Here is a 13,614-nt window from a genome sequence, read left to right on the forward strand (position 1 = left end):
CCGATCCGCATCGGCGTGAACGCGGGCTCGCTCGACAAGCGCCTGCTCCAGAAGTACGGCAGGGCCACCCCGGAGGCCCTGGTCGAGAGCGCGCTGTGGGAGGCCTCGCTCTTCGAGGAGCACGGCTTCCGGGACATCAAGATCTCGGTGAAGCACAACGACCCGGTCGTCATGGTCGAGGCCTACCGCCAGCTCGCCGCGCAGTGCGACTACCCGCTGCACCTCGGCGTGACGGAGGCCGGCCCCGCCTTCCAGGGCACCGTCAAGTCGGCCGTCGCCTTCGGCGCGCTGCTCTCCCAGGGCATCGGCGACACCATCCGGGTGTCGCTGAGCGCCCCGCCGGCCGAGGAGGTCAAGGTCGGCATCCAGATCCTCCAGTCGCTGGGGCTGAAGGAGCGCCGGCTGGAGATCGTCTCCTGCCCCTCCTGCGGCCGCGCGCAGGTCGACGTCTACAAGCTCGCCGACGAGGTCACGGCCGGCCTGGAGGGCATGGAGGTGCCGCTGCGCGTCGCCGTCATGGGCTGCGTCGTCAACGGCCCCGGCGAGGCCCGCGAGGCCGACCTCGGCGTCGCCTCCGGCAACGGCAAGGGGCAGATCTTCGTCAAGGGCGAGGTCGTCAGGACCGTCCCCGAGTCGAAGATCGTGGAGACGCTGATCGACGAGGCGATGCGGATCGCCGAGCAGATGGAGCAGGACGGCGCGTCGGGGGAGCCGGCCGTCACCGTGAGCTGAACAGCACGGACCGAAGGGGGCACGAGCGTGACGATTCTGGAGAGCATCCGGGGACCACACGACCTGAAGGCGCTGTCCGAGGCGCAACTCGGCGAACTGTCCGACGAGATACGCGATTTCCTGGTGCACGCGGTCGCCCGCACCGGCGGACACCTCGGACCCAACCTCGGCGTGGTGGAACTCACCGTCGCCCTGCACCGGGTCTTCGAGTCACCCGCCGACCGCATCCTGTGGGACACCGGCCACCAGAGCTATGTGCACAAGCTACTGACAGGACGTCAGGACTTCTCCAAGCTGCGCGGCAAGGGCGGCCTGTCCGGCTATCCCTCGCGCGAGGAGTCCGAGCACGACGTCATCGAGAACAGCCACGCCTCCACCGCGCTCGGCTGGGCCGACGGCCTCGCCAAGGCCCGCCAGGTCCAGGGGGAGCGCGGCCATGTCGTCGCCGTCATCGGCGACGGCGCCCTCACCGGCGGCATGGCCTGGGAGGCGCTGAACAACATCGCGGCCGCCAGGGACCGGCCGCTGATCATCGTCGTCAACGACAACGAACGCTCGTACGCGCCGACCATCGGCGGCCTCGCCAACCATCTGGCGACGCTGCGCACGACCGACGGCTACGAACGGGTGCTCGCCTGGGGCAAGGAAGTGCTCCAGCACACCCCCGTGGTCGGCGCCGCCGTCTACGAGGCCCTGCACGGCGCCAAGAAGGGCTTCAAGGACGCCTTCGCCCCGCAGGGACTCTTCGAGGACCTCGGACTGAAGTACGTGGGCCCGATCGAAGGCCACGACATCGGCGCCGTCGAGTCCGCGCTGCGGCGTGCGAAACGCTTCCACGGGCCGGTGCTGGTGCACTGCCTCACCGAGAAGGGCCGCGGCTACGAGCCCGCCCTGCGCGACGAGGAGGACCACTTCCACACGGTCGGCGTGATGGACCCGCTGACCTGCGCGCCGCTCAGCCCCGCGAACGGGCCGTCCTGGACCTCCGTGTTCGGCGAGGAGATGGTGCGGATCGGCGAGGAGCGCGAGGACGTGGTGGCGATCACCGCGGCCATGCTGCACCCCGTCGGCCTGGCCCCCTTCGCCGAACGCTTCCCTGGCCGGGTCTGGGACGTCGGCATCGCCGAACAGCACGCGGCCGTGTCCGCCGCCGGCCTCGCCACCGGCGGACTGCACCCGGTCGTCGCCGTCTACGCCACCTTCCTCAACCGCGCCTTCGACCAGCTCCTGATGGACGTGGCCCTGCACCGCTGCGGCGTCACCTTCGTCCTGGACCGGGCCGGCGTCACCGGTGTCGACGGGGCCTCGCACAACGGCATGTGGGACCTGTCCGTCCTCCAGGTCGTCCCGGGCCTGCGCATCGCCGCCCCGCGCGACGCCGGCCAGCTGCGCGCCCAGCTGCGCGAGGCGGTCGCCGTGGACGACGCGCCCACCCTGCTGCGCTTCCCGAAGGAGTCCGTCGGACCGGACCTCCCCGCCGTGGACCGGGTCGGCGGGATGGACGTCCTGCACGCCGCCGCCCGGCCCGAGGTGCTGCTCGTCGCCGTCGGCGTGATGGCCCCCGTCTGCCTCAAGGCCGCCGAGCTGCTGGAGGGCCGCGGCATCGGCTGCACGGTCGTCGACCCGCGCTGGGTCAAGCCCGTCGACCCGGCGCTGCCGCCCCTGGCCGCGCTGCACCGGCTGGTCGCCGTGGTCGAGGACAACAGCCGCGCCGCCGGGGTCGGTTCCGCGGTGGCCCTGGCCCTGGGCGACGCCGAAGTCGACGTACCGGTGCGGCGGTTCGGTGTCCCGGAGCAGTTCCTCGCGCACGCGAAACGCGCCGAGGTGCTCGCCGACATCGGCCTCACCCCGGTCGAGATCGCCGGCCGGATCAGCGCGAGCCTGGCCGTCCAGGAGGCGGCCGGGGACGGCCGGATCGTCATGCCAGGGCAAGGAGAGAACTGAATGACCAAGGAGTTCGACCTCGGCGCGCTGCTGGCCGAGCGTGGCGCCGAGCGGTACGAGCTGCACGCGAAGCACCTCAACCACCAACTGCCGCGCATGCTGCGCACCATCGGCTTCGACAAGGTCTACGAGCGGGCCGAGGGCGCGCACTTCTGGGACGCGGACGGCAACGACTACCTGGACATGCTCGCCGGGTTCGCCGTGATGGGCCTGGGCCGCCACCACCCCGTCGTCCGCAAGGCCCTGCACGACGTCCTCGACGCCTCGCTGGCCGACCTGACCCGCTTCGACTGCCCGCCGCTGCCCGGACTGCTGGCCGAGCGACTGCTCTCCTACAGCCCCCACCTGGACCGCGTCTTCTTCGGCAACAGCGGCACGGAGGCCGTGGAGACCGCGCTGAAGTTCGCCCGGTACGCGACCGGCAGGCGCAGGATCCTGTACTGCTCGCACGCCTTCCACGGGCTGACCACCGGCTCGCTCTCCGTGAACGGCGAGAGCTGCTTCCGGGACGGCTTCGCCCCGCTGCTGCCCGACACCGCCGTGCCGCTCGGCGACCTGGACGCCCTGGCCCGGGAGCTGAAGAAGGGCGACGTGGCCGCGCTGATCGTGGAGCCGATCCAGGGCAAGGGCGTCCACGAGGCCCCGCCCGGCTATCTGCGCGCCGCGCAGGACCTGCTGCACCGGCACAAGGCGCTCCTGATCGCCGACGAGGTGCAGACGGGTCTGGGCCGCACCGGGAAGTTCTACGCCTACCAGCACGAGGACGGCGTCGAACCCGACCTGGTGTGCGTCGCCAAGGCACTGTCCGGCGGATACGTCCCGGTGGGGGCCACGCTGGGCAAGGACTGGATCTTCCAGAAGGTGTACTCCTCGATGGACCGCGTGCAGGTCCACTCGGCGAGCTTCGGCTCCAACGCGCAGGCCATGGCCGCCGGCCTCGCGGTGCTGTCGGTGATGGAGAACGAGGAGATCGTGGCGAACGCCGCCGCCGTGGGCGACCGGCTCAAGTCCCGGCTGACGGAGCTGGTGGACCGCTACGAACTGCTCGCCGACGTCCGGGGCCGGGGACTGATGATCGGCATCGAGTTCGGCCGGCCGCGGTCGCTGAAGCTGCGCAGCCGCTGGACGATGCTCCAGGCCGCGCGGAAGGGCCTGTTCGCGCAGATGGTGGTGGTGCCGCTGCTGCAACGGCACCGGATCCTCACCCAGGTCTCCGGGGACCACCTGGAGGTGATCAAGCTGATCCCGCCGCTGATCATCGACACGTCGGACGCGGACCGCTTCGTCGACGCCTTCACCGAGATCATGGAGGACGCGCACAACGGCGGCGGCCTGATGTGGGACTTCGGGAAGACACTGGTCAGGCAGGCGGTGGCGAACCGCTAGCCCCAGCGTCCTGCCGCGGTTTGCCTGTGAGGCAAGAAAATTGCCTCGCAGGCAAAAGTGGGGCTGAATGGAGGCATGAACTCCTCGACCGACCCTCCAGGAGGACCGGTGGAACCGCCGGAGGCGCCGGCGGACGCCGTGACCTCCGTGGTCGCCCCGCAGCTACGCGCCCTGCGGCGCCGCGCGGCCCTCACCCTGGAGTCGGCGGCCCGCGCCGCCGGACTGTCGCCCGCCCACCTCTCCCGCCTGGAGACCGGGCAGCGCCAGCCTTCGCTGCCGATGCTGCTCGCGCTCGCCCGCGTTTATGGTACGACCGTCTCGGAGCTGCTCGGCGAGACGACCGCGGACCGGGACGCCGTCGTACGGGCCGGGGACATGGAGCCGACGGCCGCGGGCGGCTGGACGTACTGGCAGGCCGGCGGGTCCGGCCGCGGGATGCAGGCGCTGCGCGTCCGGGTGCCGTACGGCACGCAGGGCGACATCGTGCGCGTGCACCCCGGCGAGGAGTGGCTCCACGTCCTGCGGGGCCGGCTGCGGCTACGCCTCGGGGACGCCGTGCACCTGCTCGGCCCGGGCGACAGCGCCCACTTCGACTCCCTGACCCCGCACCGGATCGCCGCCCAGGACGCCGACGGGCTGGAGCTCCTCTTCGTCCACACCCTGCTCCAGAGCCCCACGGCGGCGCTGTGCCTGGGGCCCGTCACCACACCGACCCGTCACACCGCAGGAGAGATGCCATGAGCACGATCCAGGACAAGCTGCCGCGCGCCCTGTGGGTGCGACTCCTCATCTACATCGTCCTCGGACACGTCGTCGCGGGCTTCCTCTTCCTGCTCTTCGAGGTGGGCGCCAAGTAGCCGGCCGGCACGGTGAGCGGGTGGCTCAGTCCAGCATCCGCTCGCGCAGCCGGTCCCGGAGCTCCGGGGTGACGCCCAGCCCCTTCTCCAGGTAGGCGTCGACCCCGCCCCAGGTCTCCTCGACTGTCTCGAAGGCCGCCGCCAGGTACTCGGCGCGCGCGTCGAAGAGGGGGCTGAGCAGCTCCATGACCTCGGGGGAGTAGGCCGAGGCGGCGGAGCTGCTGCGGCGCACCTTGTAGCGGCGGTGCTTCTCGTTGGACTTCAGGTAGTCCTCCACGATGGCGTCGCGCCGCACGCCCAGGGCGAGCAGGGTGATCGCGATCGACAGGCCCGCGCGGTCCTTGCCGGCCGCGCAGTGCATCAGGGCCGGCACGCTGTCCTCGGCGAGCGCGTGCAGCACGCGGGAGTGCTCCGCCGTGCGCTCCTTGATGATCGTGCGGTAGGAGCCGATCATCCGGTTCGCGGCCTGGTCGTTCGCCAGGATCGCGCGCAGCTGGTCGAGGTCGCCGTCGCGGATCATCTTCCAGAACTCGGCGCCGTCGGCCGGGTCGCTCAGCGGCAGGTTCACATTGCGCACGCCCGGCAGCTCGACGTCCGGGCCCTCGAGCCGCTGGTCGGCGGCGTTGCGGAAGTCGAAGATCGTGTGCAGCCCCAGCGAGGCGAGGAACGCGGCGTCCTCCCCGGTGGCGTGCGCGAGGTGGCCGCTGCGGAACAGCACGCCCTGACGCACGCGGCGCCCGTCCACGGTGGGCAGTCCGCCCACGTCCCGGAAGTTGCGCACGCCTGCCAGCTCGGGTTCGGTCGACGGGACCTGCTGCGTCACGGGGGCTCCTCCCACCTCGGCCCCGCCGACGCTGCTCGCCGACGGGCGCCCGGCCGACGATACGGCATCCCTTGCCTGCGGCAACGAGTCGGCGGGGCGCCGAATGACAGGCCCGACTACGCATTATCTGGCCCATCTGTCCGAAATGGGCCATTGGTTCCAACTCGCTGCGAAATAAGGGGTGCTGGAGTGTCCCCCGTGAGCAGCGTCATAGAGGTGACCGTCCGTTGCCCGTCATGTCCACGTAATTCACGCGTCTATCAAGGCCCTTTGCAGGAAAGGGCATGCGCGGAATCGACGGAGTGTGACCGCTTCTTCCCGCAATGGATCACGCGAAACACCTGTCCGCGGAACCTCTCGCTTGTCCGTTCGTATCGCGGTCGCTTACGTTCACCACCGATCCGGACGGACGCCTAATCCTGCCGCCGACCGGAGCCGCACTCATCCACCACCCGTACACGGCAGGAGCGGGGGACCCACAGGTACAACGCCTGTTCCGGTTCCCGGAACGGCTCGGGGTAAAGCCGCGTCACGACGCGGCCGGGCATCTCCAGTCCGCACCCGACAGCTCACCTCGCAGGCGCCGGAGAGGAATTCGCCATGCCCGCGAAGGGTAAGCACCGCCGTACCAAGGCCCAGCGCCTCACCCGCACCATCGCCGTCGCCGGAACCGGTGGCGCCGCGCTCGCGCTCCCGCTGATGGGTGCCGCCGCCGCGCAGGCCGCCCCCGCGCACTCCGCGGCCGGACAGTCCGTCCAGTCCGTCGCGGCCGGCGCGCAGAAGTCGGCCGACAAGGGCGCGCACACCTACGTCGTCAAGAGCGGCGACTACCTGTCCAAGATCGCCGGCGAGCAGCATGTCGACGGCGGCTGGAAGAAGCTCTACGCGGACAACCGCGAGGCCGTCGGCTCCGACCCGTCGCTGATCCACCCGGGTCTCAAGCTGTCGATCGGCCACCAGGCCGCGACCGGCACCGCCAAGACCTCGCCGTCCGCGGAGAAGCCCGCGCAGAAGCCGGCCGAGAAGCCGGCCAAGGCCGAGAAGCCCGCCGCGAAGTCCGCCGAGAAGTCCGCCGAGAAGTCGACGGACACCGAGCAGACCTCCGCGTCGAAGTCCGCCGGCACCACCAGCGGCTACACCGCCCCCGTGGCCGGCGCCGGCGTCGGCACCCCGTACCACCAGTCCGGCAGCATGTGGTCCAGCGGCTACCACACCGGCACCGACTTCGTCGTCCCGACCGGCACCTCCCTGAAGGCCGTCGGCGCGGGCTCGGTCGTCTCCGCCGGCTGGGGCGGCGCGTACGGCAACCAGGTCGTCATCAGGCTCGCCGACGGCTACTACGCCCAGTACGCCCACCTGTCCTCGATCTCCGTCTCCGCCGGTCAGTCCGTGACCGCCGGTCAGCAGATCGGTCTCTCCGGTGCCACCGGCAACGTGACCGGACCGCACCTGCACTTCGAGATCCGCACCACGCCGGACTACGGCTCCGACGTCGACCCGGTCGCCTACCTGCGCTCGCACGGCGTCTCCGTCTGACGGCGGTCGCCGTAATGCCCGCGCGGTAGTACCCGTGCAGTAGTCCCGTGCAGTAGTACCCGCGCGGTAGTACCCGAGCCACCGAAGGCCGGACCCCGATCCCCGGGTCCGGCCTTCGGTGCGTCCGTCACCGGCCTTTGCTTATTCCTGAGTTGGCGAACACTTTAGGAGTGGCTTTTCTCACCGACCGTCAACCCCTTCCTACGGTCGCGTAGGTCACATTCCAAGGTGAATCATGGGCCGATGTGGCAGACGATTCGAAGAGTGACAGCAGAGCAGTGATCGGGTCGTACGTGGCGCTGGGGGACAGCTTCACCGAGGGCGTCGGCGACCCCGGCCCCGACGGGGCGTTCGTCGGCTGGGCCGACCGGTTCGCCGTACTGCTCGCCGACCGGCGCCCCGAGGGCGACTTCACGTACACGAACCTCGCCGTACGCGGCAGGCTGCTCGACCAGATCGTGGCGGAGCAGGTCCCCCGGGCCGTCGAACTCGCGCCGGACCTGGTCTCCTTCTGCGCCGGCGGCAACGACATCATCCGACCCGGCACCGATCCCGACGAGGTGGCCGAACGGTTCGAGCGGGCGGTGGCCGCGCTGGCCGCCGCGGCCGGCACGGTACTGGTGACCACCGGCTTCGACACCCGCGGGGTGCCCGTCCTCAAGCATCTGCGCGGCAAGATCGCCACCTACAACGGCCACGTCCGCGCCATCGCCGACCGCTACGGCTGCCCGGTGCTCGACCTGTGGTCGCTGCGCAGCGTCCAGGACCGCAGGGCCTGGGACACCGACCGGCTGCACCTGTCGGCCGAGGGGCACACCCGCGTGGCGCTGCGCGCCGGCCAGGTCCTCGGCCTGCGCATCCCGGCCGACCCGGACCAGCCCTGGCCGCCCCTGCCGCCGCGCGGCACGCTCGACGTCCGCCGGGACGACGTGCACTGGGCCCGGGAGTACCTGGTGCCGTGGATCGGGCGCCGGCTGCGCGGCGAGTCCTCGGGGGACCACGTCACGGCGAAGGGCGCGCTCTCCCCGGACGACATCAAGCTGCGCATCGCGGCCGTGGCCTGAGACGGGCACGCTCCGCCGCTCCGGCCGGGGACGGGTGCTCAGGGGCGCGGCGCGGTCAACGCGTCGCGCTCCAGGCCGAGTTCGCGGGCGAGCGACTCGTCCACCCAGCGCAGCGCACGGGCGCGGGAGACCGCGCCCGTGTACGACGTCAGCTGGACGGCCAGCCCGTCCAGCAGGGCCGTCAGCCGCAGGGCGGCGCCGTCGGGGTCCGGGCACGGGAACTCCCCGGCGGCCACGCCGTCCGCGATCACCTCGGCGATGGCCGCCTTCCACTGCCGGTCCAGCTCCCGTGTGACCTCCCGCAGCGCGGGCTCGCGCAGCGATGCCGCCCAGCCCTCGATCCACAGCCGCCAGCCCTTGGCCTGGCCGGTCGGGGCGTACCACCGCACGGCCGCCCGCAGCCGGCGCAGCGCCGACGTGCGGCGCGAGAGCAGCTTGCGCAGCCGCGCCAGATCGTCCTCGGCGGCGTGGGTGAACGCGGCGGCGACCAGCTTCTCCTTGGTGGAGAAGTGGTAGAGCACCAGCGCGTTGCTGACGCCGAGCGCCGCGGCCACGTCGGCGATCCGCAACGCCGCCACGCCCCGCGCCGATATCTGCTCGATCGCCGCGCGCAGCAGCTCCTCGCGCCGCTCCGCCACACTCAACCGGACCCTCGTCACGCCCGTCACCCTATACAGGCGCACGCATGTGCGACGACGGCCGCTCACGGCCCCGCCCGCTCAGTCCGCCGTGGCGGTCGCCGCGCCCGTGCGCCCCGCACCGGGCAGGTCGCAGGAGTCCTTGAAGCCCTGGCTGGTGAGGTCGAGCGCGGCGTTGATACGGGACCGCAGGTTCTCGACGGCGATCATGGCCGTCAGCTCCACGAAGGCCGGCTCGCCCAGCCGCGTCCGCAGCCGCCCGGCGAGGCCGTCGCCGACGGTGGGCGGGGTCGCCGTGACCGCCTCGGCGTACTCCATGACGTCACGCTCCAGCGGCGTATAGGCGTCGCTGTCCCGCCACACGGGCACGTCGCGGAGCTTGCGCCGGTCCATGCCGCGCTCGGCGCTCTCCCAGTAGCCGAAGTCCATGCACCAGGAGCAGCCGATCGACGCAGCCGAGGCCATCACCGCGAGCGCCTTCAGATCGGAGTCCAGCCTGTTCCACTTCGCCACGGACTGCTCGAACCGCAGGTCGCCCCAGAGCACACGCGGGTTGTGGGCGAGCGCCTTGCCGGGGTCGAGGACCTTGCCGTAGGCGCGCCGGGAGTACCACTCCATGACGCGGAAGAAAAGGGTCCGGGGCGGGGTGAGGGATACGCGGGCCATGGTGGCCACCTTCCTGTCCGTCGGCCGAGCCGATCCGTTCCGGGCGCTCCGGCGGGGCGCCCTCACCGATACGACGAGCGGCGGGAACCCGGATGTGACATCCGTCGTTCGATGTGACGTCGGACAGGACGAAAATCTCAGGTCGGACAGGACGACAATGGAGAGTCCGACCCACTCCACCAGGAGGTACCGTGGCCGCTCCCCGTTCCCCCCACACCGGGCCCCGTGTGCCGCGGCCCGCCGCGTTCGGCGCGGACCCGAGCGGTGAGCGCCTGGCGCGTATCCGCAGATCACCGCACTTCCGGGACGGGGTCTTCCAGAATCCCGGCGGCACCGCCCGGACCCGCCCCTCCGGGTCGGCCCGCGAGTTCGCCAAGATCTACTTCGACCGGGAGTCCCGGCTCCGCCGTGCCCCGCGCGGCACGGTCCCGGTCCACGCCACCACCCTCGCCGACCTCGCCCGGCCGCCCGCCACCGGGCTGCGGCTGACCTGGCTGGGCCACTCGGGCGTGCTCGCCGAGATAGACGGGCAGCGCGTGCTGTTCGACCCGGTCTGGGGCGAGCGCTGCTCCCCGTTCCCCTTCGCCGGCCCCAAGCGGCTGCACCCGGCCCCGGTGCCCCTGGCCGCCCTGGGACCGGTCGACGTCGTCGTCATCTCCCACGACCACTACGACCACCTGGACATGCCCACGATCAAGGCACTGGCCGGCACGGACACCCTGTTCGCCGTGCCCCTCGGCGTCGGCGCCCACCTCGAACACTGGGGCGTGTCCGCCGGCCGGCTGCGGGAGCTGGACTGGCACGAGTCGACGCGCGTAGGCGGCCTCACCCTGACCGCCACCCCGGCCCGCCACTTCTGCGGACGCGGGCTGCGCAGCGGTCAGCACACCCTCTGGGCGTCCTGGGTCGTCGCGGGCGAGGAACACCGCGTCTACCACAGCGGCGACACGGGCTACTTCGACGGCTTCCGTGACATCGGCGCGGCGCACGGCCCGTTCGACGCCACGATGATCCAGATCGGCGCGTACGCCGAGTTCTGGCCGGACATCCACATGACGCCGGAGGAGGGCATACGCGCCCACCTCGACCTCCAGGGAGGCCGCCCGGGCGGCGCCCTGCTGCCGATCCACTGGGGGACCTTCAACCTGGCTCCGCACGCCTGGGCGGAGCCGGGGGAGTGGACGAAGGACGCGGCCGAGGAGGCCGGCCAGGCGGTGGCGCTCCCGCGGCCGGGCGAGCCCTTCGAGCCGGCGGGGAAGCTGCCGGTGGAGCCGTGGTGGCGGGCGGTGTCGGGTCCGGTCGCGCACCCCTGGCGGCGTCCGCCGGGTACGGAGATCTTGGCTGAGACGAGCAGAGGTGATCTCGACCCCGCTGGTGAGCGGTGAGGTCGGACGGGGCTTCGGCAGCAGCGGCTCGACCGGCGACAACACTTCTTCTCCGAGAGAGAACACATGCGGCGCCGCCACCGTCGCCGACGGCGCGTTCACCGCTCAGCCGTCACAGCCATCGATGTCGTCATCACATCCTTCCACCGCGTCCCGGGCGATGGTGTCCAGGCGCCAAAGGATGAGGCCGTTGCCGTCCTTGACCGGGTCGACCCGTGCGGTGAACGGCTGCCCGGCGGGGATGTTGAACTGGTCGGCTTCCGGGTCCCCGCACTCGACCCCGTACGCCTGTTCCTGCGGGCCTCGCGACAGGGTGAGGGTGAGTTCCCCGATTCCGTCTGTGTCACAGGTGATACCGAGCAAGTAGGGCCGGTCGCCAGACGTCTGGTGCTTCTTGTCCATGCCACTCGCGACGAACGCGCCCCCGGTGTCGACAAGTTCCGGACGCGCGTCGCTGTCGGAGGCGGCCTCCAGGGCCCGCTCCGCCCGTTGCATCGCGTCGTCGGGCTCCCAGGCCCGGCTGCCGTCACCCGACGGCTCGCTCTGCCGGCCTGCGGGCGCGGACGGCCGGGCAGACGACTGGTCCGCGGCGTCGTTCGCCTCGTCCTTCACATCGGCACAGCCGGCGAGCAGAGCGATCATTGCGACGTAGACCGGCAGGAATTGACGTTTTCGCATGTGTCCACCGTAGGTACAGGGCCGGTGACGGGGCCGTGACCCCGCCACGGCCTCAACGCGGGTTGTTACTCACTCTGGATCTCCGTTCATGGTGAAGCACCTGGTCAAGGCTGGTCTGCCGCTGAAGGCTGACCTCGAACGACGCCCTGCCTCAGGTCAGAGGGTGGCAGGCGGTGTCGTTCCCGAAGCCGGGCCGGGACGAGCAGGGGTGTTCTCGACCTCGCGGGGGAGCGGCGACGTGAGGTCGACGTCGAGGCCGTTCACTGACAGTGACAGTTTCTGATCGGGTTCGACCGGTATCCGGCGCCTCTGGAACGGAACCTTTACCGGCTTTTCGGGCTGTCGTACGAGGCCTCATACCAGAGCGGGACCTTGCCCGGGGGACTTTGGCAACTGCCCACCGCACATGAGGGGGAGGCGACTACTGTCAGTGTCCGTCGGGCGACGTAGGGCCGGATCCCCGGTCCGCTCGGTCGGCACCGCGAGGGTGCGTGCCCGCGTGCCGTCGCGTGTCCGCGTGGCGTCCACCCCACGCACGCACCCCCGGCCCGACGGACCAACGGACCAGTACGAGGACCCCGATGTCTCACCTCCGCGCCCCCGCCGCGCGAGCAGACCGCCGGGAGGGCGGACGGCACGGCCGGCCGGCCTCCCGTACCGCCCCCGCGCTGCCCGAGACCCACATACGTCCGGGACTCCTGCGCCTCGCCGTGCTGCCACCCGTCGCGGTGGCCCTCAGCGCGTGCGCCGTCGTCCTGTTCACCGTCCGGTCCACCGGCGCCCGCCCCGGCCTCGTCCTGTGGGGCATGCTCGCCGGGGCGGTCTCGGTGACCGTCGCGGCCGTCGTCATCGCCGCCGTCGCCGCCGGCCGCGTCGCGCGGTCCGTGCACGAGCGCGTCGGCGCCCTGCGCGCCGGAGCCGCGCGCCAGGAGGGCGAACTTCGAGGCGTGGTCGAGGCGTTGCGCCGCGGCGAGACCCCGCCCCAGCGCAAGCCGCGCGGCGGACCGCCGGACGACGCCGACGACTTCGAACTGCTCGCCGCCGACCTCTCCCGCGCCCACGACGGCGCCGTCGCCGCCGTCGTCAAGGCCGCCCAGCTCTCCAGCCAGGCCGGCAGCGAACAGAAGCTGGAGGTCTTCGTCAACCTCGCCCGGCGCCTCCAGTCCCTGGTGCACCGCGAGATCTCCATCCTGGACGAGCTGGAGAACGAGATCGAGGACCCCGACCTCCTCAAGGGCCTCTTCCACGTCGACCACCTCGCCACCCGCATCCGCCGCCACGCCGAGAACCTCGCCGTGCTCGGCGGCGCGGTCTCCCGCCGGCAGTGGAGCAACCCGGTGGACATGACCGAGGTGCTCCGCTCCGCCATCGCCGAGGTCGAGCAGTACTCGCGGGTCCGCCTGGTCCCGCCGATCGACGGCACCCTGCGCGGCCACGCCGTCGCCGACGTCATCCACCTGCTGGCCGAACTCGTCGAGAACGCCACCCTGTTCTCCGCCCCGCAGACCCAGGTGCTGATGCGCGCCAGCCTCGTCACCTCGGGCCTCGCCGTCGAGGTCGAGGACCGCGGCCTCGGCATGCCCGTCGCCGAGCAGAGCCGGATGAACGCCCTCCTCGCCGACCCCGACCAGGTGAACGTCGCCCGTCTGCTCGCGGACGGCCGCATCGGGCTGTACGTGGTCTCGCAGCTGGCCAAGCGGCACGGCATCACGGTCCGCCTGCAAACCAACATCTACGGCGGCGTACAGGCCGTACTCGTCGTGCCCCAGGCCCTGTTGGGCGCGGCGCCGGACATCCAGGACGCCGGGGGCCGGTCGCAGGAGGCCACGGGATCCACGCCGGCGCTCGCCCCGCCCCCGCAGGGCCCCCGCCCGCCGGCCGCGCCCCTGCTGCCTGCGTCCGCGG

General features: G+C 71.8%; 13 protein-coding genes and 1 riboswitch. Of the genes, 9 read left to right on the forward strand and 4 right to left on the reverse strand.

Going from position 1 to position 13,614, the window contains the following annotated elements:
* The 5 genes from ispG to GTW67_RS18965 all read left to right on the forward strand — a co-directional run.
* Positions 1-732: flavodoxin-dependent (E)-4-hydroxy-3-methylbut-2-enyl-diphosphate synthase (gene ispG, locus GTW67_RS18945; RefSeq protein ID WP_161166006.1), on the forward strand; the 732-nt coding region annotated here is incomplete at its 5' end.
* 27 nt (positions 733-759) lie between these two features.
* Positions 760-2,676 carry a 1-deoxy-D-xylulose-5-phosphate synthase gene (dxs, locus tag GTW67_RS18950; RefSeq protein WP_161166007.1) on the forward strand — a complete coding sequence of 639 codons (1,917 nt, stop codon included), beginning with the start codon at positions 760-762 and terminating at the stop codon, positions 2,674-2,676.
* Positions 2,677-4,062 carry an aspartate aminotransferase family protein gene (locus tag GTW67_RS18955; protein WP_161166008.1) on the forward strand — a complete coding sequence of 462 codons (1,386 nt, stop codon included), beginning with the start codon at positions 2,677-2,679 and terminating at the stop codon, positions 4,060-4,062.
* Between the two features lie 75 nt (positions 4,063-4,137).
* A complete protein-coding gene (locus GTW67_RS18960; RefSeq protein ID WP_161166009.1) occupies positions 4,138-4,803 on the forward strand; it encodes a helix-turn-helix domain-containing protein in 666 nt (221 codons plus the stop codon).
* Positions 4,800-4,919: a DUF6126 family protein gene (locus GTW67_RS18965; protein ID WP_161166010.1), complete on the forward strand. Its 120-nt coding sequence runs from the start codon at positions 4,800-4,802 to the stop codon at positions 4,917-4,919. The genes GTW67_RS18960 and GTW67_RS18965 overlap by 4 nt, the downstream gene beginning before the upstream one ends.
* 25 nt (positions 4,920-4,944) lie before the next feature.
* Here GTW67_RS18965 and GTW67_RS18970 read toward each other — a convergent pair whose 3' ends face one another.
* Positions 4,945-5,742 (reverse strand): tyrosine-protein phosphatase, encoded by a 798-nt coding sequence (locus GTW67_RS18970; RefSeq protein WP_161166011.1) that lies wholly within the window; start codon positions 5,740-5,742, stop codon positions 4,945-4,947.
* Positions 5,743-6,181: 439 nt separating this feature from the next.
* Positions 6,182-6,338, forward strand: a riboswitch (cyclic di-AMP (ydaO/yuaA leader).
* 4 nt (positions 6,339-6,342) lie between these two features.
* On the opposite strand from GTW67_RS18970, the gene GTW67_RS18975 reads away from it, so the two are divergent.
* Both GTW67_RS18975 and GTW67_RS18980 read left to right on the forward strand, forming a co-directional pair.
* Positions 6,343-7,278, forward strand: a complete 936-nt coding sequence (locus GTW67_RS18975; protein ID WP_161166012.1) for a M23 family metallopeptidase — start codon at positions 6,343-6,345, stop codon at positions 7,276-7,278.
* Positions 7,279-7,556: 278 nt separating this feature from the next.
* Complete coding sequence (locus tag GTW67_RS18980; protein ID WP_161166018.1) at positions 7,557-8,342, forward strand: GDSL-type esterase/lipase family protein; 786 nt, start codon at positions 7,557-7,559, stop codon at positions 8,340-8,342.
* A 38-nt stretch (positions 8,343-8,380) separates the two neighbouring features.
* Here the strand turns inward: GTW67_RS18980 and GTW67_RS18985 are convergent, their stop codons facing one another.
* Together GTW67_RS18985 and GTW67_RS18990 are read right to left on the reverse strand one after the other, a co-directional pair.
* Positions 8,381-9,001, reverse strand: coding sequence for a TetR family transcriptional regulator C-terminal domain-containing protein (locus GTW67_RS18985; RefSeq protein ID WP_161166013.1), 621 nt, complete (start codon positions 8,999-9,001; stop codon positions 8,381-8,383).
* A 60-nt stretch (positions 9,002-9,061) separates the two neighbouring features.
* The gene (locus GTW67_RS18990) at positions 9,062-9,646 is read right to left on the reverse strand and encodes a carboxymuconolactone decarboxylase family protein (protein ID WP_161166014.1); all 585 of its coding nucleotides are present in this window, start codon (positions 9,644-9,646) and stop codon (positions 9,062-9,064) included.
* A gap of 191 nt (positions 9,647-9,837) precedes the next feature.
* On the opposite strand from GTW67_RS18990, the gene GTW67_RS18995 reads away from it, so the two are divergent.
* Positions 9,838-11,031, forward strand: coding sequence for an MBL fold metallo-hydrolase (locus GTW67_RS18995; protein WP_161166015.1), 1,194 nt, complete (start codon positions 9,838-9,840; stop codon positions 11,029-11,031).
* Positions 11,032-11,136: 105 nt separating this feature from the next.
* On the opposite strand, the gene GTW67_RS19000 is transcribed toward GTW67_RS18995, so the two are convergent.
* Positions 11,137-11,709, reverse strand: coding sequence for a hypothetical protein (locus tag GTW67_RS19000; protein ID WP_161166016.1), 573 nt, complete (start codon positions 11,707-11,709; stop codon positions 11,137-11,139).
* Positions 11,710-12,290: 581 nt separating this feature from the next.
* Between GTW67_RS19000 and GTW67_RS19005 the strand changes: the two genes are divergently transcribed.
* Positions 12,291-13,614, forward strand: a 1,324-nt coding sequence (locus GTW67_RS19005) for a sensor histidine kinase (RefSeq protein WP_161166017.1), incomplete at its 3' end; no start/stop codon positions are given.

The organism is Streptomyces sp. SID5910 (assembly GCF_009862125.1).
Taxonomy (GTDB): Bacteria; Actinomycetota; Actinomycetes; order Streptomycetales; family Streptomycetaceae; genus Streptomyces.

Excerpts from the sequence above, each read along its gene's own strand:
- GTW67_RS18955 (WP_161166008.1), top strand. The coding sequence starts at position 2,677 with ATGACCAAGGAGTTCGACCTCGGCGCGCTGCTGGCCGAGCGTGGCGCC.
- GTW67_RS18960 (WP_161166009.1), top strand. The coding sequence starts at position 4,138 with ATGAACTCCTCGACCGACCCTCCAGGAGGACCGGTGGAACCGCCGGAG.
- GTW67_RS18965 (WP_161166010.1), top strand. The coding sequence starts at position 4,800 with ATGAGCACGATCCAGGACAAGCTGCCGCGCGCCCTGTGGGTGCGACTC.
- GTW67_RS18975 (WP_161166012.1), top strand. The coding sequence starts at position 6,343 with ATGCCCGCGAAGGGTAAGCACCGCCGTACCAAGGCCCAGCGCCTCACC.
- GTW67_RS18990 (WP_161166014.1), bottom strand. The coding sequence starts at position 9,646 with ATGGCCCGCGTATCCCTCACCCCGCCCCGGACCCTTTTCTTCCGCGTC.
- GTW67_RS19000 (WP_161166016.1), bottom strand. The coding sequence starts at position 11,709 with ATGCGAAAACGTCAATTCCTGCCGGTCTACGTCGCAATGATCGCTCTG.